We start from the raw sequence: 20,618 nt of genomic DNA, 5'->3' as shown, positions 1-20,618 counted from the left end.
GATCGTTTTACAGTCGCAACGGACATTTGTTCGGTGCGACTATTTATTTATTCAGAGTTGAAAAAGGTTGACTTATGCGATCGAATGTGAGAAAGTAATGTCATTAAACTAACGACCGTTAGGTAGGTGAGTTTGCATGACTGCGCAACGCATTCGGGACGCGGCTTTGATTTATTTTGCCGAACATGGATACGAAGGAGCCTCCTTGGCGCAAATCGCAGCCGACGTCGGCATTCGCAAGCCTTCGATATATGCTCATTATCAAGGCAAGGATGAGTTGTTTCTCGCCGTATTGGATCAAGTGCTGCAGGGGGAGATCGAATTTTTCCGCCAATCGATTACGATCGATAACGGAACGGCTTTGAACAAGCGGTTGAAGTCATTTTTGGCGAAATACATGACAAATTACGAAACGAATCGAAGCAGCAAGTTTTGGCTGCGTACGATATTTTTTCCGCCGGCCCATCTTTATGGCGCGGTCATGGAGCGGGCTTACCGCGGCTTGGATTCCTTCGCAGCCATGCTTGTTCCGGTATTTCAATCCGCGGTCGATACGGGTGAAATCGCATTTCGCCGGCCGAAGGAGGCGGCGGAAGCGTTTCTCTGCTTGCTGGATGGCATTTCGGTCGAGCTGCTCTACGGCGGCAATGAGCGTTCGGCGGCGCGCATGCGGGCGTCATGGAGAATGTATTGGCTTGGATTAACGAATAATACGAACACAGATGAGGGAGGAGATCCGGATGAATAAAAACTGGGTGTTCGTTTTTGCAGCAGGACTTGTCGAAGTATTATGGGTCATGGGACTCAAACATTCGTATAATGCGATCACGTGGATCGGAACGCTCATCGCGATATATATCAGCTTTGATCTGATGATCCGTTCGTCCAAGGCGTTGCCCGTAGGCACGGTGTATGCTGTGTTCACGGGAATCGGCGCGGCCGGGACCGTCATTCTCGATATGGTTCTGTTCGGCGATCCGTTCCGATGGAGCAAAGTTGTGCTTATTGCTTGTCTATTGATCGGCATCATAGGTCTGAAGCTTGTGTCAGGCTCGAAGACAAAGGAAAGGGCGTGATCGAATGGCCTGGGTTTATCTGGTGTTTGCAGGGTTGTTCGAAGTCGTGGGCGTCATGGGCATCAACCGGCTGAACCGCGAGCGAAATTTCAAATCGATCGCTTTGCTGTTCGGCGGATTTCTCATGAGCTTCCTGCTGTTGTCGCTTGCGATGCGGACGCTTCCGATGGGGACGTCCTACGCGGTTTGGACCGGAATTGGAACGGTGGGCAGCGCTCTGGTCGGCATGCTGTTCTTCGGCGAATCGAAGGATTGGCGCAGGCTGCTGTTTATCGCCATTGTACTGTGCTCGGTCGTTGGGCTTAAATTAACAGCATAAAATTGGCCTTATCTATACTTACGNCGAAGGATTGGCGCAGGCTGCTGTTTATCGCCATTGTACTGTGCTCGGTCGTTGGGCTTAAATTAACAGCATAAAATTGGCCTTATCTATACTTACGAAACCAAACCCGGCAGGAAGTCGCTGCCGGGTTTTTCGTTTGGGTTTTGGGATTGAATTTAGTTTAATTTTTTGACATTGTCGTCGGGGTGATCGTCCGCGTCACCGTCGACGATGCCGCGCGTGGAATGGCGGAATTCGCGAAGCGTGTCGCCGAATGCGCGGCCGAGCTGCGGCAGCTTGGCCGGCCCGAATACGACAAGGGCGATGAGCAGGATGATGATCAATCCGGAAACGCCGATATTGTTGAACATGGGCGGGGACTCCTTTTTTAATCTGTAATGGGATTCGGATTCGAATTCATGGATGCGAGCTTGCGGTTGTATAACCCGGAAACGACGGCACTGATTTCGTACAGCAGGATCAGCGGGATCGTTACGGACAAGTGGGATACAAAATCGGGCGGCGAAATGCACGTGCCCACGATCGTAAGTGCCAGATACGCGTACTTTCGGGTTTTGCGAAGCCGCTCTTGCGTCAATAAACCGAGCCGGGTCAAGAACAGCACGACGATGGGCATTTCGAACGCGATGCCAAGCGGTAGGACGACGTGAAACAGAAGCGCGAAGTACCGGTCGATTCCGTACGTTTCCACGGCGCCGATGCTCTGGTTCAGCTTCATCATAAACTTCAGCATCATCGGGAACACGATGTAATAGCCGAATGCCGAACCGCTCAAGAATAGCAGGGAGGACGCCGGAACGTAAGCAAGCGTTCCTTTCGCCTCCTTCTCCGTCAGCCCAGGTTTGACAAAAGCCCACAGGTTGTAGAACAATACCGGCAGCGTAAACAGGATCGCGAAAAGAAGCGCGCATTTCATATATACGAACAATCCGTCGGTAAACGAAAAGACGTTCCACTTCACCATCGCCGCGGCGGGCTGCTCCTTGAACATCAACAGAATATGCGGAGAAGCGTACAAGCCCGCGCTTAGCATCAGCACAAACCATACCGTTATGACGATCAATCGTTTGCGAAGCTCGGTCAGATGGATAAGCCACTCATTGTTCTGCATGGTACCGCCTTTCTAGACGAGTGACCCGCCCTGCTTCACGTATTTGAGGATGCCTTCGCTGGCTCGATAGGCGAGGGCGCCAACGGTTGCAGTTGGATTGTAGCCGCTGTTGTGCGGGAAATTCGAAGCGCCGACGACAAACAGGTTCTCCATATCCCACATTTGCAAATAATTGTTGACGACGGAGCTGCTGCGATCGGCTCCCATAATGGTGCCGCCCGTATTGTGGGTCGATTGGTACGGGATGATATTGTACTTCTTGAGCTCGCTGCTGGAGCCGATCGATGTCGGCTTCATTTCCTTCAGGATTTCCGCGCTTTTGGCGGCCATGAATTTCACAAGCTCGCGGTCTTGATCCTCGAAGTCGAATGTGATGCGCATGAGCGGCACGCCATAGTCGTCCTTGTATACAGGATCGAGATCCAGATAATGATGCCTCCACGGCATGCAAGACCCTTGCGGCGCAACCGTTAATGTGCGGTTCGCATATTTGATCGACGCTTGCTTGAATTCTTTGCCCCATGTCGGCGTACCGGCCGGCGTCGAGTTATTGCCGATGGGCCGCAGGCCCGTCTGCGACAGCCGGATTCCCGCCCCGTGAATGAAATTCAAATTGGAATGGTCGAAGTTGTCGCCGTTGAAATCGTCAATCTCCATGCCCAAAGCACCCGCACCGGCGTAGTTGTTGAACTCTCTGTCGTCGTAGAAGCCAACTGCGCTGCCGCCATTAACCTGGTATGCATAGTTTTTGCCGACGACCCCGGTGCCGGTTTTCGGATCGTACGGTGTGCCGATATCCGATACGAGCAGGAGCTTGACGTTATTGAACACATAGCTGGCGAGAATAACGGTGTCGGCAGGCTGCTCAAACTCCTCGCGCGTAATCGTATCGATATAAACGACGCCGGTCGCTTTTTTGCCGTTATGTAATATTTTCGTGACGTTGGAGTGAGTTCGTATTTCCAGGTTCCCGGTTTTCTCCGCTACCGGAAGCACGGTAACGACAGGGTCCGCCTTCGCGCCGTATTCGCAGCCGAACCGTTCGCAATAGGCGCAATATTGGCAAGCGGCACGCGCGATGCCGTCCGGGTTCGTGTAGTTTTCGGACAAATTGGCCGATGGCATCATATAAGGGTGATAACCGAGCTTCTTGGTCGCTTCCTCGAACATTTTGATGCTCGGCGTTTTTTTCATCGGCGGGGTAGGGAAAGGACTCGAACGCTTGCCCACCATCGCGTTCTGCTCGGCCTCGCCGGAAATGCCAGCCATCTTCTCATATTTATCGAAATAAGGCTCCAGCGTGTCATACGTAATTCCCCAGTCTTGAATCGTCATCCCGTCGGGAATTTTTTTCTTGCCGTACCGCTCGACCGTCTTGGAATAAATCTCGAAATCGTAAGGCAAAAAGCGCAGGCTTTGTCCGTTCCAATGAATGCCTGCTCCGCCCAAGCCCTCGCCCAGCAAGAACGATCCGTGCCAGCGCATCGGGAGCGCGGCAACTTTGTCGGTATTGCGGAACGTGACCGATTCTTTGTTCAGATTTTGCATAAGATCATAACGCTGCGCATACCGCAGCTCGTCATGGACCATGAAATAATCGGCGGTCGTACGGCTTCTGCCGCGTTCCAGCCCAAGCACTTTGATGCCCGCTTTCGTCAGCTCGGAGGCGATGATGCCTCCCGCCCAACCCATGCCGACAATGACAACCGGTATTTTCGGTAATTTCTTGGCCACCTGAAACCCTCCTTGGCGATTAATGTGTTTGCATGTGCTGATGCAGGCTGGACGGCTCGATTTTGACAAACTCTTCTTTATCGACGACGTTAATGTAACTCATCTGGTTGCCGGGGTAATTGCGCATTTTCCAACCCATCATATCTTTATTGCCGCCGTACAGAGGGTCGGCATATACCCCTTCTATCGTTAAGCTGCGCAGCAGGTTGAAAAAAGCCGTCGTTGTATTGCCGTTAAGCAGAACCACATCTTCGCCCTTCTCGAACGATTTGAGCACCTCGTCCTGCTCCGCTTCGGACAGCTCGGTAAACGCTTTGCCGTATTTTTTGGCGCTGTATTCCTTCAATGCTTTCAGGCCAAGCGTGATCAACTCGCTGCGGGTGATGCTGGGAAAGTTGCCTTGGGTCGGTTCGCCTTTACTGAACGGACCTTTCATGTAGTCCTTGGCGTTTATCCCGTAAGGGCTCGCCATCTGATGATCGATGAAATATCCGACGCCGAGCTCAATCGCGCCGGGACCGAGATCATCCTTCGGAAAAATCCGCTCCGCCGCAGCTTCGGTCAACTGAAACTGCTCCGGCGTGAAGAACATGAGCGCATGGCTGTATTGCACGTTCTCCGAAGGCTTTGTTCCCGGCGCTTGAGGAGCTGTAGGCTCGGGATTCTTCTTGCCCATCGTGTTGCCGATCAAGCCGCCGATGACGCCGCCTACGACGACGCCACCGATCGCGGTGCCTGAATATTTCAGAAAACTGCGCCGCGACTGGTCTTGCGGTTCGTTAGTCTTGTTGTTGTCAGCCATGCAGAAGATCCTCCTCAATCTAGATTTGCCGTTATTTTTTTCTAACCATATGGTTTTTATACCCTTTTCGCCAAACCGTTTAGTAGGCATATGCATAGGATGAATGGGAACGCAGAACTTGATGGAGGTTATCGAGATGTATGCAGATGAATCGCATCAGCAAGTGATTTACGAAGCCGATCCGGGCATGGCCCGAGTTTTGCAATCGATGCGGGAAGGAGTGCATATCGCTTCCCAGCAATATATGAATCAGCCTGTTCGCGTCCAGACGATGGACGGACACGTGTTTGAAGGTACGATTGTCAATGCCGATACCAGCCATTTATACTTAAGCGTTTCGCCGGACGATGCCATGAAGAGGGGATGGTTATACGATCAATACGTTTACAACAACGTCATTTTGCCGCTTGTGCTTTACGAGCTGCTCGTCATTACGCTGCTCTATACGTGATCGGAAGTCCGGATCTGAACTTGGACCGGTACGAGTTTAGGTGAGCCGATTTTGACGGAAATCGAACTACGGAGCAAACTAGCCCGTAATTCGGGTTAAAAACCGCACTACCCGGCAAAATCTCATGATTTCAATCGGATTCCTTTGTTGACGATCATTCGAAAGAGGCATATAGTAATCCTGAAAATCGAGAATCGAACGACGATTCAGCGAGGAGGGAACTATGCCTTTTTTGCGTTTTAGAGGATTTGCGAAACCGGACATCGTGGAACTGGCGCCCCGAATCGTGCAGGAAGTCGCGAGGACTGCCAAAGTTCAAGCTGACAAGGTCAAGCTGGAACTCATCCAAATGGAAGCCATTACGAATCATCCGCCCTATATTGAAATATCGTTATTTCATCGGGATCAGGAGGTTTACGATGCCATTGCGTTGTGGCTGTCCCACGAACTGATGCGATACGGATACGAAAATGCGCATATTTATTTTGTGGAGCTGAACCCCGAAATATATTACAAACAGGGACATCCGCTTATGAGCAGAAGCCATACGTGAGGCTCACAGGATCCACCATTAAGAAAATGAAATTTAGCATTTTTTAGTATGATATACTGGAGAGGGGGAAAGGCGGAGGGGGACATGTTTATGATCAAAAGCACGAAGCGCAGTCAGTCTGTTTGGTTCATGATTGGTTTAGTTGCCGCAGCATGCCTTATTTACAGCTTATGTATGATCACAGTCAAGCTCAATGACCAATCCGAGAGCAAACAAACGTATTCTCGACTGCGAGATGCTTATTACGAGGGACGTTCAGCGGATGATGCATGGAATCGGCTTCCCGTGCCCGTTAACGGCTTGGATCGGCAGGAGAAGGCGGTCCCGAACCGGACCGTCGAAAGAAACGCCAACCCAGATGATTCCTTGCTGCATCATGCTCAAGCCGACGATTCGATGAACCCTCGTTTTACGAAGCTGCTTGAAATAAATCCCGATACCGTCGGATGGTTGAAGATTGCGGGCACGAATATCGACTACCCTGCAGTTCAGGCCAAAGACAACGAATACTACCTCGATCACTCGTTTGAGCATAAAGAAAGCGGGGCCGGCGCCATATTTATGGACTACAGGAATGACCCGGTTTCGCTTGGCCGGAACACCATCCTGTACGGACATCATATGAAGGACGGTTCGATGTTCAAGCATCTCGTCAAGTATGAGAACAAAACGTTTTTTAATGAAAACCGGACGTTTACGTTCGATACGATAGGCAAAGAGATGGTTTGGGAAGTTTTTTCGGCTTACGTAACCGATACGCAATTTAATTATATTCAGACCAAATTCGAGTCGGATGCGGAGTTCGGTAAGTTTCTGCAAGCGATTCGGGAGAAATCGGTTTATGAGACGGATGTCGTTCTGACCAGCGCGGATAAAATCCTTACATTATCGACGTGCAGCTATGATTTTAACGATGCGCGATTGGTGATTCACGCCAAACTGGTTACCGATTAATACATAAAACCGGTCTTGAAGACAAGACCGGTTTTTTCGTCTGTATTTTCTAGGATCAAGATTTCGCTTTTCTCAATTTTGATGCAGCGACCATAACAACGAGCCCGCTCGCAAACAAGAGAACGGTATAAGACATCATGCCGGAGTCGCCGGTTTTTGGATTGTCGGCAGCCTTTTCATTGCCGCCATCTGATGCTGTACCTGCAGCATATTTTACGAATAGTTAGAACAATCGTTCAAAAGACGACAAAATTTGTGTAAAATGAATTGCAGTTCTTGGGCAAAAGGATTAGAATGATAAAGAAGTTAAGCCGGATCAAATCGTCTCTTGCTTTTTGTAGTGAAAATATTCACAGCTTATTCGCAGTCGATGATAGATGCGGTACAAACAACAAGTGATGCAAAGGAGGCCTTTACTCATGTCCGAAACATTAACGCAAGAACCGCAAGTTGTCCGTGGCGAACTGGACGTGCTCGACCAACTGATGAAGCCGGAAGTTCAGAAGTCTCTTTCCGAGCTGGTCGAAAATTTGCCGAAACTGGCCGAAATGGTAACGATGCTGACAAAGGTGTATGACGTAGCTCAATCCGTCGCAACGGATCGCGTTCTGATCGACGATCTGAAAGGCGGCATCGAGGAGTTCGTCAAGCCGATCGGAGATACGGCGAAAGGTCTGGCTTCCGCTGCGATCGAAGCGAACGACCGCTCGAATCTGGATAGCTCCACGATCGGATTGTTCGGTTTGCTCAAAATGTTGAAAGATCCGCAAGTCCAAAAAATGTTCCGTTTCACGCAAGCTTTTCTCGACGTATTGTCGGAACGCCAAAAACAACGCTAGTCCGGTAAACCGGAAGCAGAATGGAGGATCAGCATGTCAAAGCATATTTTGATTTTAGGCGGCGGGTACGGCGGTTTGCTTACTGCACAAACGGCTCGCAAATATTTCTCGGCTGAAGAGGCACGGATCACGCTTGTAAACCGCAACCAATCCCACCAAATCGTAACGGAGCTTCACCGTCTTGCCGTCGGCAGCTTGAACGAGCGTAACGTAGCGTTGCCACTGGACAAGCTGCTGCGCGATAAAGCAATTGATATCAAAATCGGTACGGTTTCGAACATTGCGCCAGACCAGAAGAAAGTCACGCTGGAGAGCGGCACGACGCTGGAATACGATACGCTTGTCATTGCACTCGGCAGCGAAACGGCATTTTTCGGCATCCCTGGCCTCGAGCAATACAGCCTCACGCTGAAATCGGTAGAAGACGCAAACAAAATCCGCGCACACGTCGAAGCGCGCATCGATGCATACGCGCAAACGAAAGATAAAGCGGACGCAACGTTCGTCATCGGCGGCGGCGGCTTGTCCGGTATCGAGCTGATTGGCGAGCTGGCTGACATGCTGCCGAAAATGTGCGAGAAAAAAGGTGTCGACTTTAACGACATCTCGTTGTACTGCGTTGAAGCTGCGCCTTCGGTTCTCGCGATGCTATCGCCAGATCTGGTTGAGCGCGCGACAACCAGCTTGGAGAAACGCGGCGTAAAATTCATTACGGGCGTAGCGGTAACCGAAGTTCAAGGCCAAAAAGTTATGCTGAAGGACGGCAACGTGATCGAAACGAACACGATGGTATGGACCGGCGGCGTAACGGGCAATGCCGTTGTTGCGAACTGCGGCATCGAAGTGAATCGCGGTCGCGCGACTGTCAACGATTTCCTGCAATCGACTTCGCATCCGGACGTATTCCTGGCCGGCGACAGCGCTGTTGTCATGAGCCCGGAAGGTCGTCCATACCCGCCGAGCGCGCAAATCGCATGGCAAATGGGCGAAACGGTTGGCTACAACCTGTTCGCAGCTTACAAAGGTGCGCCGATGAAGACGTTCAAGCCGGTATTTTCCGGTACGCTGGCAAGTTTGGGCCGCAAAGACGCAGTCGGAACGATCGGCGGCAACAATACGAAGCTGAAAGGTCTGCCGGCAACGCTGATGAAAGAAGCGAGCAACGTACGTTACTTGTCTCACATCAACGGACTGTCTTCTCTGGTGTATTAATCTCTATACTTATAAGCTTGATGGCAAAAATAAAGCTGCCCGCAGCCGATCACGGCTGTGGCGCGGCTTTTTTTTGTTTGCTCGCCTCTTCTCGTCAGTCACGCCCGGCCTCGTAAATTTTGTATGCGAGCATGCCGGGTTCGGTTTTTGCCGTTGACATATGATCCCCGTGAGCTTGAATAAGCCGGTACAGCCCGAGCCGGTCGGACATATGAGGGTGCCAGCCGAACGTGCTGCTGCCTTGTGGCAATGCAGCATCCTCAGTCAGGTACAGGTAGCTCTTCGGCAGGTTGAGACTATAAAACTTTTTGAGATCGAGCTTTTCGAACAAAGGTTTAGCCGGCTCCGGAGATATCGCGTTATACATTTGCTGAGTAAGCTCAAGGCTGGCCAAGTTCGCAAACGTTTCACGGTAGATCGGGAACGGCAGCATGATCGTATCGTCTCTCGAGTTTTTGCGAAGCGCTTGAAATGCCTTTCGCGTTTCGGGCGGCACTTCGTCGGCAACGCTTTCTCCGTCTTGAAGCACGAAGGCGTCAAAAAATACGAGCCGCTTGATCCGGTCCGGCACAACCTCCGCTACCTTCTGAATGACACTCCCACCGAAGCTGTGGCCGACCAGGACGACATTGTGCAGCTCATGGGCTGCGATAAAATCGGCCACCGATTTGGAGATCATCGCATGGGTGACATTCTTGTTCTGGTCCGTACCGTGGCCCGGGTATTCCGGTACATAGACGACATGGCCCATCTTGCGCAGCTCGTCGGCTATGCCTTTCCAGAAGGAAGCATCCGCCCAGGAGCCATGTACGAGCACGAATATGAGCGGCTGAACTTTCTCGCGTTTCGGCTCGCTGCTCGCGCGGATTTGAGGGGGATAACCCTGAGCAGTAATTTGTGATTGAAACTGAGCGGGATATGGGGATTGATTCTGGGCAAGGTACGGCTGTTGAGTTGGAGCAACGTACTGAAGTTGATTCTGAGCCGGATATTGCGATTGGGTTTGAGGCTGCTGTCGATTCCCATAAGGCCAGTTAGGCATGGGTGAAGCGGATGGCTGGACGCCGTTCTGGCCGATCAGATAAACCATCTGGGGCTGATATCGGTACATACTCATTTTCCTTTCGAACTTGGATATACCATCATATGCCCAGTAACGCCGACATGTTATCGCGGACAACGGCCCCATGTCAAAAACCCCATGCAAAATATGCATGGGGCGGGAACAAACCCGGACGAATCAGCGCGGGGTTTATTTGTTCCTAGTAGCCTCGAATCGATTAATAGAGAGATAAGGCAAGCGAGTCGTCCTCGCGAATCGAATGCAGAATCGCTTCGCCGTCCAAAATTTCAATGCTAATGAGCGTATCGAGGCAGGTTCTGAGCGCACGCTTGCCGTTTTGATATTTTTTCTCCAATAGAGAGGAAAGCTCGGATAAAAGTTTGTTATTGACTTTTTTCGTTTTGTTAAAGAATACCGGGATCGATTTATTATTAAATTTAACCAAAATTTTCATAGATTATCCTCCAATCATAGATTGTTTGTAAATAGTATACATAACGATTATTAAAATAATCTTAAGGGATCGTGACATCTTTGTTTCAAAAAGCAACAAAAGGACGATCATGATGACCGTCCTCTTAAGAATAAGTGCATGGATCTAACTTAATATCTCGATGAGGCTCCTGACGAGAAGGATGGGGAGCGCGGCAAAACCGAACAAACCGAACAGCATACCTTTACCTACAGCAATAACATTTTTCATGGCGATCATCTCCAGTCCCCTGCGTAGTTTCATAATTGTATGAAAATTCTGTGAAATTGTCAAATGAAAAAAGAGACGGAATATCCGTCTCTATCGGCAAAAACATTACTTTGCAGCTACCATTTCGGGTGTAATCAAACCACGCTCGTTAATTTGCTGCTCAATCGGCTCCAGAAATCTTTGCATGCAATTGCAATAATAATCCGCCTTGCAGATCGGGCAAGGCTCTGCTAACAAACGCGTAATGCTCTTGGCTTTCAGGGTCGGATTCTTTTCATAGAATACCCGGCATGTGACGCCGTTAAAGCGGACAAGAAAATGATACAATCCGGCAGACTCGTTTTTCTCGGACAATTCGACGGAAAGAATGTTTGGTTGGAACGCCATATTCGTCATCACCTTATGTTAACGGATTTTTTTCACAGTAGATGATATTATATGATTTGCGCTCCAAAGTCAATAGAATTGATTCTCAAGCATAGATTGTTCCATCCCAACGATAATGAGCTAGCAAATCCAGGTCGATATCGACGCCGATTCCGTTCCCCGTCGGGATCCGTACTTCTCCGCCGACAGGGTTAACCGGAATGATGTTGACGAACGGATTGTCCATGACGTCCCATTCCACCGGTTCAATGACGTCCGATCCGATTTTCCCCCAAGGCTCCAAGCAGGCTTGCCCAAATATTGCATATAAACGGGACAACGCGCCGTCAAAACAATGCGGCGATACTCGCACGGCATAATTTCGAGCTAATTTTAAAGCCTCTATATAACAATCGATGCCCGATACATGCAGCGGGTCCGGAGTGACATAGTCCAAAGCTTGCCCGGATAACAAAGGAATATAATCCGCCGCTGCTTCGATATTTTCTCCTCCGGCTAAAGGGATGGGCAGGCGGCTTCGCAGCAGCGCGTAATCGCCGACTTTCTTCACATCCATAGGTTCCTCCAGCCAGAGCAGGTTCGGCCAATTCTCCAATTTGCTTTTCCATTGCATCGCGGCGGTAAGATCATAGCTCTGGTTGGCGTCGAGTGCTAGAGACAGCTTCGTTTGCAGCAGGCTTTGGACGGAACTGATATGCTGTTGATCTTCGGAAATCGATTTTCCGCCGATTTTAACTTTGAATGAATTGAACCCGAGATCGATTGCTTGTTGTATGGCATCCAAGGACCTCTTCTGCCAGTTGTCCTCCTCCGAATAGGACTGGAAAGAAGCGTATACGGGAACTTGTTCCCGGAACTTGCCGCCCCAAAGTTCGCAAACCGGTATTCCGCACGAGTTGGCGATGATTTCGGTCAAAGCCATGCTGACCGCTGCCGCGGCGCGAGGATGCCATCCTTTGATCGTCCGAATGAAATGACTTCTGTCGGTGATATTTTTTCCCGTTAGAAAAGGAATAATGCGCTCATGAAAGCCTTTATGCAGCGTGGGCAGCCAGTCGACGCATTCGCCCCAACCTTGAATCCCCGTATCGGTCGTGAGCTTGATCAGGTAACAGGATCTGTACGATTTAGTACCGTTTGCGTCCCCATATGGACGCGGTAGCCGATAAAAAAGCGGGTAGGTTTCAATCATGCGTATATGCACAGAGGGTACTCCTCCAATTGTAGTTATTCGTAGTATGCCAATCCCTTTTCTAATTATTACGTCTACGGCTGCCGTTCAATAAAACGCCACATCCCTTTGTGATTAAACTCACACCGTCGGAAGACACTTCCAACTATACTGAAGTCAGAAAAACAAAAGGAAGTGATGCGGATGTACAACAGCCGATCTTCATCACGCAAGTTGAATGAAATGGATTTACAATTCGAAGGGAGCTGGTGCAAATGTTAGTCAAATGGATGAGAGAAAATGTATGGGCGGCAGCATTATTGTTGCTGGCGCGAGTGTACTTGGGATGGCAATGGATGACGGCAGGCTGGCACAAGCTTGCGGGAGACACGGCCTTTGACGCGACGGGCTTCCTGAACAATGCCGTCAATAAACCGGTTATCGATAAAGCGACGAATGAGATGATTTATCCGACATTCACATCGTTCGTGGATCATTTTGCGCTGCCGAACGTCAAGCTGATCAACTTCCTCATTCCGTTAGGGGAATTCCTGGTCGGGTTAGGCTTAATTCTTGGTGCGCTCACGACAGCCGCGGCATTTTTCGGGCTCTTGATGAACTTCATGTTTATGTTCGCCGGAACCGTTTCGACGAATCCTTGGCTTATGCTCTTCGGGATGATCGTAGTGATCGGCGGCGCTAACGCCGGCAAATTCGGAGCGGACTACTACGTTCTTCCGCTGCTTCGCAAACTGTTCACGCGTCGTCCCGGTACCGGAACCAAAGGCCATCATCCCGCCAATAACAAGATGAACCCTCTGCCAAGGTGATGGAGCAATAGCTGAATAATAGAATAGAAAGGAGCGGAGAGAAATGAGCCTTCCGGGAATTCAAGTCAAGCCGTCATCGTCGGCAGCCCTTTCATTGCTGGAATGCATGAACACATTCGATCAGGTGAAGGAAGAACACGCCGCTTTAAAAGCAAGACTGGACGACTTGCTGCAGACGATCGAGTGGGAACCGAACGGTTCGGCATATGTGGAGTGTTCGGCAGCCCTGGACTTGGCCAAAGATAAGTTCATTGCGTTCATGGAAGATGTGGAACGATATCTTGCGAGGGAAGAACGCGCCTTGTTCCCCGTGGCGAGACCGCAAACAGGCGGGACTATGGGACCGGTAAACGTGTTGGTACAGGATCATGTGCTGGCCAAAGAATTTTACGGAGCATTCCTGGAGAAGAATCGTTGCTACGAGGCAACCGGTGAATACAAAGACGCGGAAGAAGCATTGACTTACCTGATGCAATTGCTGATGATCGTGTCCGAGCACTTCAGAGTCGAAGAAGACGTTTTGTTTCCAACGACCGAACGACTGATGGAAGACATTGAGCATAACGGGCTATGAAGTCATCGAAACTTGATTTTTGATTATCGGCCGCGTATAATGGTGGGTATAATTTAACCTGCGGAAACCGTGCTCTTGGGCACGGTTTTTTTTGCGATATGCCGGGATCTGCCAACAACCTATCTAGGTGTTTCATTTCCACTGCAATACGGTATTACGCTGGCATCAGTCATCCCAATCACAAGGGCAGAAGATGAACGATATGTTCACTTCTGCCTTTTTTGCGTTGGTTTTTCAAATGAGGAGGAGATCAAGCTTTTGAAACATGTAATTAATGAGGTACATGCTCGTGTGTGGCTGCAAGAAGGGCCCGGGGTCATCGAGCAGATCGTTGTCGAATGCTATATGCAGCCGGGGATTTCAACCAAAGAATTGGCTCGCAGGACCTTATTACCCATTCCGGTCGCCGCTGCGGTCAAGAAGGAATTGATCCGAGCCGGTGTTTTGCAGCAAGATCGAGGCGTGCGCTGCACGAAGGAAGGCATCTCATGGATTGAGGAGGAATGGGCTACGGGGGCATGAACAAAACGTTGTACTATGATATCATGACCGGTGACGGTCTTGCGAACCAAGTCACAGGCGACATATTATCCATGCTTGAAAATACATTCCTGCAACGTCCGCAAGTTAACGTTCATGCATCAACGGTTATTTCCGGGCGCCAATAGGTCCAAAACGGAGATTGCCGTCGTCGATATCGATGAGCGATTTTTGCATTGCATCCGCCAGATCGCCGACCGGGAAGGTCTGCCTATTCGTTGCCAGGCTCTGGATTTGCGGCAGCCCCTGCCGGAGGAGTTGACCGGGCAATTCGACTGCTTTTTTACGGATCCGCCTTATACGCTTCAAGGACTGACCTTATTTTTGTCCAGGGGAATCGCATCTTTAAAGAGGCGGAAGGGCTCGCCTATTTTCCTTTCGTATGCCCATAAATCGCCCGACCTTGCCGGAAATTGACGGTTGTTTCGAAGATGCGCTCTACACAGGTGAGGTTAGACGTACGTTACGAACCTATCAGTGCAAGTCGTGCGGTGCCACCGTTCTAGTCGGGTCTCAAGCCGAAATTCCAACGATCGAAGAATTAAAGAACCAAGGGTGTTCCGTCTGTTTAGGCACAACTTTCCGAATGATCGAGAAGAGTATCGTTACATAATGACGTTTACGTGAACATTAACGATCTATGGACAAGCCTCGATAAATTTGATAAGTTAAACTAGTATGAAGCCCGTGCCCGGTGGACACGGGCTTTATAACTTTTAGCTCGCTATTCTAAGGGCAAGGTGATCGAAAGTTGGTTAAACATATTAATCGGATATTATATCCTTTTGCATTGTTTATTCATTATGTTAGTGGGAAAAGCATTAAGATCAATCGGCTGTTAATCAGCAAGCACGATGCGCTGGATCATCAGTCGATCAATCAGTTGTGGAGAGAAGGGAAGCCGGATGAGGCGTTTCAGCGGCTTGACGAATTTCTGGCGATCCACCCGAACGATCCGCACGCTCTCAACAAAAAAGGCATGTATCTCGTCTATCAAGGCAAGAACGAAAAAGCGCTTGAACTGTTCGACCTCATACTGGAGAAAGATCCGTATCATGATTCGGCTTTAAATAACAAGAGCTGGGCGCTGCATAATATAGGGCGGTATGAAGAAGCGTTAGTTTATGTGAATCAAGCGATCGCGTTGACGAAGGGAACGAGCTACGAGTTTACGAACAAAGGGAATGCGCTGGTTGGATTAAATCGGCATGAAGAGGCCAAACAATCGTATTACGAAGCGATCAAGATGGAAGACGACAACCGTCATGCCAGGTACGGTCTAGGCATGTGCAATAAAGCATTAGGGCAGTACGAGCTGGCTATACATGATTTTATTAAATATATTCAGATGGCTCCGGACGATCCGGATGGGTATTACCACATTTCTTATTGCTATCATCAGCTCGGCAAATACGATAAAGAACGGTCCATTTACGAGCGGTGGCTTGCGATCGAACCGGATAATCAATTTGTTCTGTCGAGGATGGGCGCCACATTGATCGAGCTTAAACAGTTCGAGGAAGCTATGCAGTTCTTCCGGGATGCCGCGGACAAATACCCTGGGCATGCGGGGTTCCAATATGGGCTAGGCAAATGCCTATGCTATCTCGATCAGATCGATGAAGCAACGGATATGCTCATTAAGGCAATTGAGTTGGACGATGCTTATCTGGACTATGTCATGTCCGATGCGGCTTTGAGCAAGGTTACGGAAACGGATGCTTTTAAGGAGTTTCTCTCCCTATTTGTGGATCACGAAGGGGATACGTTGATTTATCATTAGATGAATGTCAGGAGCGTTGCATGTGGCAAAACCAAAGGTCGCCAAACGACCGACTAGAGATGAGTTCGTATTGGAGGAAATCGGCAACCAAATTACGGAAGCTTATTATGAACAATCCATTGTTCTGCTGACCGTGTGGGGGCGGGAAGAGCCTGTGCGGGGACAAATCGTCCTTTTGGACTCGCGTACAGGAAAAGTACATGTCAAGCAGCATGAGAATACGTTAAAGATTCCTTTCATGGATATTATGAGAATCGATTATCCGAGAGATTGATTGCGTTACGAATCGGTTTGAACCTAATTAGAAAAAGGATACAGCGCTTTTCACTTGAGGAAAAGTTCCGTATCCTTTTTCATTGACTTTATGTAACTTGAAATTACATGAAGGATTCGCCGTTGTCTAAGTTGAATTGCCATTCAATGCCAAACTTATCGGTCGCGCTGCCGTAGCATTTGCTCCAGAACGTTTCTTGCAGCTCCATGCCAACTTTGCCGCCTTCTTTCAATTTATGGAACAAAGACTTCACTTCGTCAATATCTTTGCTGACGACGGAAAGGCTGATGTTGTTGCCTGCGACAAACGGCATGCCGGGGAATACATCGGAGAACATGACTGTGCTTCCGAGAATATTGAGCCGCGTATGCATAATTAATTGCTTGGCTTCTTCCGGGAGCGGATAATCCGGATGAGGCGGCGTATCGCCGAAAGTCATCATTTTCGGTGTTTCCGTACCAAAAACTTTGGCGTAAAATTCGACGGCTTCACGACAATTCCCGTTAAAATTAATGTACACATCAAGAGACATTGGCAATCGCTCCTTCAATTGAAATGTTAATTGTGATACATCCAACATTGTATCATTGATGCCCGTCATAATTCAATTTAAGAAGCCTTGGATAAGGAAAAAACAGGCTGCTGGAAATAATCTTAATCTTTGCGGCAGCCTGTACTGTCATTCTATTCGGTTAATTAGTTTATCGTGCTCATAGCTCGATATTAAAGTCTAAGTATAGCGGTTCTGGTCGGACGAGCAGCGAAACTTCCTTCGGTTTATTTTGTCTCAATAAGTGAAACATTCGAAATCTTCCGAATGGATTGGCCGTGTGCAGTATGATTTGATTCGGATATCTTTTGTTTTTCACCATATATTTAACGACTTCGAACCCTGAGGGACAAGCAAAGCCTAAATCATGATCCAAGGACAATACGTTTACTTTATTTTTCTTGATCAGTTTAATACATTCATCAGCCGATTTTGCGTATTTGTAACCTTTCGGGCATGGCCGCAGATCGTCAAGAAAAACATTGATCATGTAATATCATCCTCAATGGTTTAGTTATCCAGCCATTATATGTGACGATGACAATCGTTGATTGGACGATTGAGGGGGTGCTCCGTGCAGGGCGCCTTCACCTCACCAAAACTCCCCTTTAATACATTCTTCTTGTATTGTAACAGGTTCATTCGATGCTCTTGATTTGACTAATTCACAATTTGGGCATCCTCATCATATGCTGTAGCGGTATAAGGAAAGGAGTGAAAGTTTGCATAAACTTACTTTGGAAATGGCAAAAAAGTTGCTGGAAGTCGCCGAACACAAAGCCCGTCAGTTGGGACTTCCCTTCGATATTGCGATTGTTGACGACGGAGGAAACTTAATTGCCTTTCATCGAATGGATCATGCAAGAATCGCCGGAATTGAAATTTCCAAGAATAAAGCTTGGACGAGCGTAAGCATGCAAATGCCCACGTCAAATTTGGCGCAATCCGCGCAGCCGGGTGGTCCTACATTTGGTATAAACACAACGAATAACGGTAGACTCGTGATCCTAGGAGGGGGCATTCCGTTAACTCATGAGGGTCATATTGTCGGCGGAATTGGCGTAAGCGGGGGGAGTAGTGCCCAAGACATCGAGGTTGCAACTGCGGCGGTTCAATATTTCGAAACGATGATGCATGGCAGGTCAAATGTTCCGAGCTATAACGCTCAAATTGGTTCGGTATGGCAATACTGAACAACCCGAAGCGGATTGGCACAAAAAACAGCATCGATCATCGGTCGTGAAACCGACTAAATGAACGATGCGCTTTTTGTAACAATGGACAAGCTATTCGGAAGTCTTATAATGAGACGTATCGCCGTACATTACAATCGAGGGAACATTGTCTTTCACCGAGATTTTGCAAAGACTCGCCGGTTCAAGATCCGGTAAGCTTGCAAGCTGATCCAACATTATTTTCCCATAATGCCCCATGATACTCTTTAAGGTGATCCTGTGCGTCACGACCAACACAGTTTCGCCCTTATGTTTGGATAATAGGCCTTCGATCGCCGGTATTGCTCGACGCATTAGCTCCGCATAGGTTTCTCCTGACCCAATAGGCCGGTATAGATGGGGATGATCGAAAAAGTTAGCATACGCTTCGGCGTATTGTTTTTGTATCCATTCGATACGTTGTCCCTCCCACAACCCCATATTGATTTCCCTTAGCTCATCCATTGGAATGATCGGTGGTCGGTTGTCCCCTACAATTAGCTTTGCCGTGTTTAACGCCCGAGGGCTGGAGCTCGAATATACGGCATCGAATTGTATCGTTTTTAATCGCTCATGCAACCCTTTCGCTTGAAGAACGCCTAAGCTTGTCAGCGACGAATCCCGATGTCCTTGCATTCTTTTCTCCGTATTCCATTCCGTTTGCCCATGTCTGGTCAAATATAAGATTGTCTCCTTCATTGTATAGCCCTCCTTTTTTTCGATATCGCAGGCAAGCGCAGTCGATCCGAACGGATGTACCCGCGCTCGGCGAGAAGCCATTTCAGAAGAGCGGGAGACGGCTCCGAATGAAGAAATCGAACAAGCGGCAGCAGCTCGTCAAATCTTTGTTTGGACGCGTTGATATCCCCGGCCCGGAAAAGTTCGTATACTTGCGCAAACTGCTCGCTATCCAGATTGGCGCCGGCTAATATTCCTCCTTGCGCCCCGCAGCATAATGAAGCAAAGAACAGCTCATCATCTCCGCATAATATGATTCGATCCGGTTCCAACAACGAGCGGGACGGAGCGGGATGCTGCGAGTGCTTTATACGTTGCACCGATCACGAGTTCCAGCTCTCGGGACGTAATCGCCGGGGATTCCCCGGTTATTCCGTTTACGATGAATCCGCGAATTCCTTTGCCCGATAAACGCAGCACCATCTTTTCAATCGATTTTGTATCCAACCTCCCCCGTCGGTCAAAAGGAGTGACAATAGGCACCCATACGCCATGCAAAGTTTGTTCGGTAAGCACAGTTTTCAACTCCGTTCCCTGAATGATGACATCAATCGAGATCGAGATTTCTTTGTGCCTTGAATGTAAATCGTTTTTCCGGGAAAGTAACCACCCAATTGTGTACACCTTGGACGGGTCCACTTCATAAACGTACAAATTTTGTTCAAATATAACGAATTGTTGAATTTGGATGGTTTGACGGCGTACATAAGCGGCTGGTGACACTTGCAGGCCCCTTTACTATAGTGAGACATATTCATGCAAGACGATAGGAGCTGAAAACATGAAATTGCAAAAAGCGCTGCGATGGCTGGCATCCTTATCGATGCTGGCATTCTTGCTGCTGGTTTCCACCGGCTGTACGGATAACGTCATCGTGCTTGATCCGAAAGGTCCGATTGCAGAACAGCAAAAAGACTTGATGATTATTTCAACATTGCTATGCAGCATAGTCATTGTGCCTGTTCTGGTTTTGACGGCCGTTATCATTTGGCGTTATCGGGACAGGAAGGGCAGAAATGCGGCATATTCGCCGGATTGGTCGCATAGCACGAAGCTGGAGGTCGTTTGGTGGGGGATACCGATCGCGATCATTCTCACGCTGGCGATCATTACCGTCCAATCCACCTATGCGCTGGAGCCATCCAAGCCGTTGGAATCCAAGGTGAAGCCATTGACCGTTCAAGTGACTTCGCTCAACTGGAAGTGGCTGTTCCAATACCCGGAGCAGGGGATCGCGACGGTGAATGAGCTGAAAATTCCGACGGACGTGCCGGTCCGCTTCGAAATTACGGCCGATTCTCCGATGAATTCGTTCTGGATTCCTCAGCTGGGCGGTCAAATGTACGCCATGTCCGGCATGGCGATGACGCTTTACTTGCAAGCCGACGAACACGGGAAATATTGGGGGTCAGGCGCCAATTTTACCGGAACCGACTTTGCGAAAATGTACTTCGGCGTGGAAGCCACGACGGAAGAGAAATTCGATGAGTGGGTGTCCGAGATTAAAAGCAAGTCGCCTGCGCTTACGCTCGATGGCTACAAGCAACTGGTCAAGCCCTCCGCGTCCGAAGTCATGACGTACTCTTCGTTCCCCGAGGGTTTGTTTGAAATGACGGTTACTAAATATGCGTCGTCCCATAACCATGGACTCTCCTGGAAAGAGATGCAAGACATGATAACGGACAAGTAACAGAGGGGATAGGAAAGGAGAAATCG

29 protein-coding genes and 1 pseudogene are annotated in these 20,618 nt (G+C 49.0%); 16 read left to right on the top strand and 14 right to left on the bottom strand.

The genetic code is table 11. From position 1 onward, the window contains the following. Window positions 1–136: 136 nt before the first annotated feature. From AC0LWM_RS25730 to AC0LWM_RS25720, 3 genes are read left to right on the top strand one after another with little or no spacing between them, the layout of a single operon-like run. Entirely contained in the window at window positions 137–748 is a 612-nt protein-coding gene (locus AC0LWM_RS25730; protein WP_474677874.1) for a TetR/AcrR family transcriptional regulator, read from the top strand. Next, window positions 741–1,076: a DMT family transporter gene (locus AC0LWM_RS25725; RefSeq protein ID WP_474677873.1), complete on the top strand. Its 336-nt coding sequence runs from the start codon at window positions 741–743 to the stop codon at window positions 1,074–1,076. Before AC0LWM_RS25730 ends, AC0LWM_RS25725 begins: the two co-directional genes overlap by 8 nt. A 4-nt stretch (window positions 1,077–1,080) precedes the next feature. Further along, entirely contained in the window at window positions 1,081–1,395 is a 315-nt protein-coding gene (locus tag AC0LWM_RS25720) for a DMT family transporter (RefSeq protein ID WP_474677872.1), read from the top strand. Window positions 1,396–1,574: 179 nt separating this feature from the next. Here the strand turns inward: AC0LWM_RS25720 and tatA are convergent, their stop codons facing one another. From tatA to AC0LWM_RS25700, 4 genes are read right to left on the bottom strand one after another with little or no spacing between them, the layout of a single operon-like run. Next, complete coding sequence (tatA, locus tag AC0LWM_RS25715; protein WP_474677871.1) at window positions 1,575–1,769, bottom strand: twin-arginine translocase TatA/TatE family subunit; 195 nt, start codon at window positions 1,767–1,769, stop codon at window positions 1,575–1,577. A gap of 17 nt (window positions 1,770–1,786) precedes the next feature. After that, entirely contained in the window at window positions 1,787–2,530 is a 744-nt protein-coding gene (gene tatC / locus AC0LWM_RS25710) for a twin-arginine translocase subunit TatC (protein WP_474677870.1), read from the bottom strand. 12 nt (window positions 2,531–2,542) lie between these two features. Next, on the bottom strand, window positions 2,543–4,264 hold the full coding sequence (locus tag AC0LWM_RS25705) for a GMC family oxidoreductase (RefSeq protein WP_474677869.1): 1,722 nt from the start codon (window positions 4,262–4,264) through the stop codon (window positions 2,543–2,545). A 19-nt stretch (window positions 4,265–4,283) separates the two neighbouring features. Next, on the bottom strand, window positions 4,284–5,066 hold the full coding sequence (locus AC0LWM_RS25700; RefSeq protein WP_474677868.1) for a gluconate 2-dehydrogenase subunit 3 family protein: 783 nt from the start codon (window positions 5,064–5,066) through the stop codon (window positions 4,284–4,286). Between the two features lie 136 nt (window positions 5,067–5,202). On the opposite strand from AC0LWM_RS25700, the gene AC0LWM_RS25695 reads away from it, so the two are divergent. The 3 genes from AC0LWM_RS25695 to srtB all read left to right on the top strand — a co-directional run bounded on the left by AC0LWM_RS25695 (window position 5,203) and on the right by srtB (window position 7,024). Continuing rightward, on the top strand, window positions 5,203–5,517 hold the full coding sequence (locus tag AC0LWM_RS25695; RefSeq protein ID WP_474677867.1) for an acetyl-CoA acetyltransferase: 315 nt from the start codon (window positions 5,203–5,205) through the stop codon (window positions 5,515–5,517). 223 nt (window positions 5,518–5,740) lie between these two features. Next, window positions 5,741–6,070, top strand: a complete 330-nt coding sequence (locus AC0LWM_RS25690; RefSeq protein WP_474677866.1) for a DUF1904 family protein — start codon at window positions 5,741–5,743, stop codon at window positions 6,068–6,070. Window positions 6,071–6,160: 90 nt separating this feature from the next. Continuing rightward, window positions 6,161–7,024, top strand: coding sequence for a class B sortase (gene srtB, locus AC0LWM_RS25685; protein ID WP_474677865.1), 864 nt, complete (start codon window positions 6,161–6,163; stop codon window positions 7,022–7,024). A 55-nt stretch (window positions 7,025–7,079) separates the two neighbouring features. On the opposite strand, the pseudogene AC0LWM_RS25680 reads toward srtB, so the two are convergent. Then, window positions 7,080–7,181 (bottom strand): annotated as a pseudogene (locus tag AC0LWM_RS25680) (hypothetical protein); the annotation flags it as partial. Between the two features lie 262 nt (window positions 7,182–7,443). Here AC0LWM_RS25680 and AC0LWM_RS25675 point away from each other — a divergent pair. Both AC0LWM_RS25675 and AC0LWM_RS25670 read left to right on the top strand, forming a co-directional pair. After that, window positions 7,444–7,863 carry a helical membrane plugin domain-containing protein gene (locus AC0LWM_RS25675; protein ID WP_474677864.1) on the top strand — a complete coding sequence of 140 codons (420 nt, stop codon included), beginning with the start codon at window positions 7,444–7,446 and terminating at the stop codon, window positions 7,861–7,863. A gap of 33 nt (window positions 7,864–7,896) precedes the next feature. Further along, entirely contained in the window at window positions 7,897–9,075 is a 1,179-nt protein-coding gene (locus tag AC0LWM_RS25670) for an NAD(P)/FAD-dependent oxidoreductase (protein WP_474677863.1), read from the top strand. A gap of 94 nt (window positions 9,076–9,169) precedes the next feature. Here the strand turns inward: AC0LWM_RS25670 and AC0LWM_RS25665 are convergent, their stop codons facing one another. The 4 genes from AC0LWM_RS25665 to AC0LWM_RS25650 form a co-directional block, all read right to left on the bottom strand. Further along, window positions 9,170–10,186, bottom strand: a complete 1,017-nt coding sequence (locus AC0LWM_RS25665; RefSeq protein WP_474677862.1) for an alpha/beta fold hydrolase — start codon at window positions 10,184–10,186, stop codon at window positions 9,170–9,172. 169 nt (window positions 10,187–10,355) lie between these two features. Beyond that, entirely contained in the window at window positions 10,356–10,592 is a 237-nt protein-coding gene (locus AC0LWM_RS25660; protein ID WP_474677861.1) for a 3-dehydroquinate dehydratase, read from the bottom strand. 354 nt (window positions 10,593–10,946) lie between these two features. Then, complete coding sequence (locus AC0LWM_RS25655; protein ID WP_474677860.1) at window positions 10,947–11,228, bottom strand: hypothetical protein; 282 nt, start codon at window positions 11,226–11,228, stop codon at window positions 10,947–10,949. A gap of 85 nt (window positions 11,229–11,313) precedes the next feature. Then, on the bottom strand, window positions 11,314–12,432 hold the full coding sequence (locus tag AC0LWM_RS25650; protein ID WP_474677859.1) for a mandelate racemase/muconate lactonizing enzyme family protein: 1,119 nt from the start codon (window positions 12,430–12,432) through the stop codon (window positions 11,314–11,316). A gap of 242 nt (window positions 12,433–12,674) precedes the next feature. Here AC0LWM_RS25650 and AC0LWM_RS25645 point away from each other — a divergent pair, with 242 nt between their 5' ends. From AC0LWM_RS25645 to AC0LWM_RS25620, 6 genes are all read left to right on the top strand, one after another. Beyond that, window positions 12,675–13,229, top strand: coding sequence for a DoxX family protein (locus AC0LWM_RS25645; protein ID WP_474677858.1), 555 nt, complete (start codon window positions 12,675–12,677; stop codon window positions 13,227–13,229). 43 nt (window positions 13,230–13,272) lie between these two features. Beyond that, entirely contained in the window at window positions 13,273–13,803 is a 531-nt protein-coding gene (locus tag AC0LWM_RS25640; RefSeq protein ID WP_474677857.1) for a hemerythrin domain-containing protein, read from the top strand. Between the two features lie 258 nt (window positions 13,804–14,061). Next, complete coding sequence (locus AC0LWM_RS25635) at window positions 14,062–14,325, top strand: hypothetical protein (protein WP_474677856.1); 264 nt, start codon at window positions 14,062–14,064, stop codon at window positions 14,323–14,325. A gap of 114 nt (window positions 14,326–14,439) precedes the next feature. Then, window positions 14,440–14,760: a bis-aminopropyl spermidine synthase family protein gene (locus tag AC0LWM_RS25630; RefSeq protein WP_474677855.1), complete on the top strand. Its 321-nt coding sequence runs from the start codon at window positions 14,440–14,442 to the stop codon at window positions 14,758–14,760. A 334-nt stretch (window positions 14,761–15,094) separates the two neighbouring features. After that, on the top strand, window positions 15,095–16,126 hold the full coding sequence (locus AC0LWM_RS25625; RefSeq protein ID WP_474677854.1) for a tetratricopeptide repeat protein: 1,032 nt from the start codon (window positions 15,095–15,097) through the stop codon (window positions 16,124–16,126). A 22-nt stretch (window positions 16,127–16,148) separates the two neighbouring features. Continuing rightward, on the top strand, window positions 16,149–16,400 hold the full coding sequence (locus AC0LWM_RS25620) for a YolD-like family protein (RefSeq protein WP_474677853.1): 252 nt from the start codon (window positions 16,149–16,151) through the stop codon (window positions 16,398–16,400). Between the two features lie 103 nt (window positions 16,401–16,503). On the opposite strand, the gene AC0LWM_RS25615 is transcribed toward AC0LWM_RS25620, so the two are convergent. Together AC0LWM_RS25615 and AC0LWM_RS25610 are read right to left on the bottom strand one after the other, a co-directional pair. Next, the gene (locus AC0LWM_RS25615; RefSeq protein ID WP_474677852.1) at window positions 16,504–16,932 is read right to left on the bottom strand and encodes a VOC family protein; all 429 of its coding nucleotides are present in this window, start codon (window positions 16,930–16,932) and stop codon (window positions 16,504–16,506) included. 178 nt (window positions 16,933–17,110) lie between these two features. Further along, window positions 17,111–17,440 (bottom strand): cyclic-phosphate processing receiver domain-containing protein, encoded by a 330-nt coding sequence (locus AC0LWM_RS25610; RefSeq protein ID WP_474677851.1) that lies wholly within the window; start codon window positions 17,438–17,440, stop codon window positions 17,111–17,113. A gap of 232 nt (window positions 17,441–17,672) precedes the next feature. On the opposite strand from AC0LWM_RS25610, the gene AC0LWM_RS25605 reads away from it, so the two are divergent. Further along, window positions 17,673–18,143 carry a GlcG/HbpS family heme-binding protein gene (locus AC0LWM_RS25605; protein ID WP_474677850.1) on the top strand — a complete coding sequence of 157 codons (471 nt, stop codon included), beginning with the start codon at window positions 17,673–17,675 and terminating at the stop codon, window positions 18,141–18,143. A 93-nt stretch (window positions 18,144–18,236) separates the two neighbouring features. On the opposite strand, the gene AC0LWM_RS25600 is transcribed toward AC0LWM_RS25605, so the two are convergent. From AC0LWM_RS25600 to AC0LWM_RS25590, 3 genes are read right to left on the bottom strand one after another with little or no spacing between them, the layout of a single operon-like run. Continuing rightward, window positions 18,237–18,863, bottom strand: coding sequence for a histidine phosphatase family protein (locus AC0LWM_RS25600; protein WP_474677849.1), 627 nt, complete (start codon window positions 18,861–18,863; stop codon window positions 18,237–18,239). After that, window positions 18,860–19,222, bottom strand: a complete 363-nt coding sequence (locus tag AC0LWM_RS25595) for a dihydrodipicolinate synthase family protein (RefSeq protein WP_474677848.1) — start codon at window positions 19,220–19,222, stop codon at window positions 18,860–18,862. The genes AC0LWM_RS25600 and AC0LWM_RS25595 overlap by 4 nt, the downstream gene beginning before the upstream one ends. Further along, window positions 19,140–19,418, bottom strand: coding sequence for a dihydrodipicolinate synthase family protein (locus AC0LWM_RS25590; RefSeq protein ID WP_474677847.1), 279 nt, complete (start codon window positions 19,416–19,418; stop codon window positions 19,140–19,142). The genes AC0LWM_RS25595 and AC0LWM_RS25590 overlap by 83 nt, the downstream gene beginning before the upstream one ends. 265 nt (window positions 19,419–19,683) lie before the next feature. Between AC0LWM_RS25590 and cyoA the strand changes: the two genes are divergently transcribed. Next, entirely contained in the window at window positions 19,684–20,592 is a 909-nt protein-coding gene (gene cyoA, locus AC0LWM_RS25585) for a ubiquinol oxidase subunit II (RefSeq protein ID WP_474677846.1), read from the top strand. The last annotated feature ends 26 nt before the right edge of the window (window positions 20,593–20,618 follow it).

This window comes from Paenibacillus sp. sgz302148 (assembly GCF_056120465.1).
The sequence above is the reverse complement of the archived record's forward strand: the minus strand, read 5'-3'. Positions and strand labels throughout refer to the sequence as shown.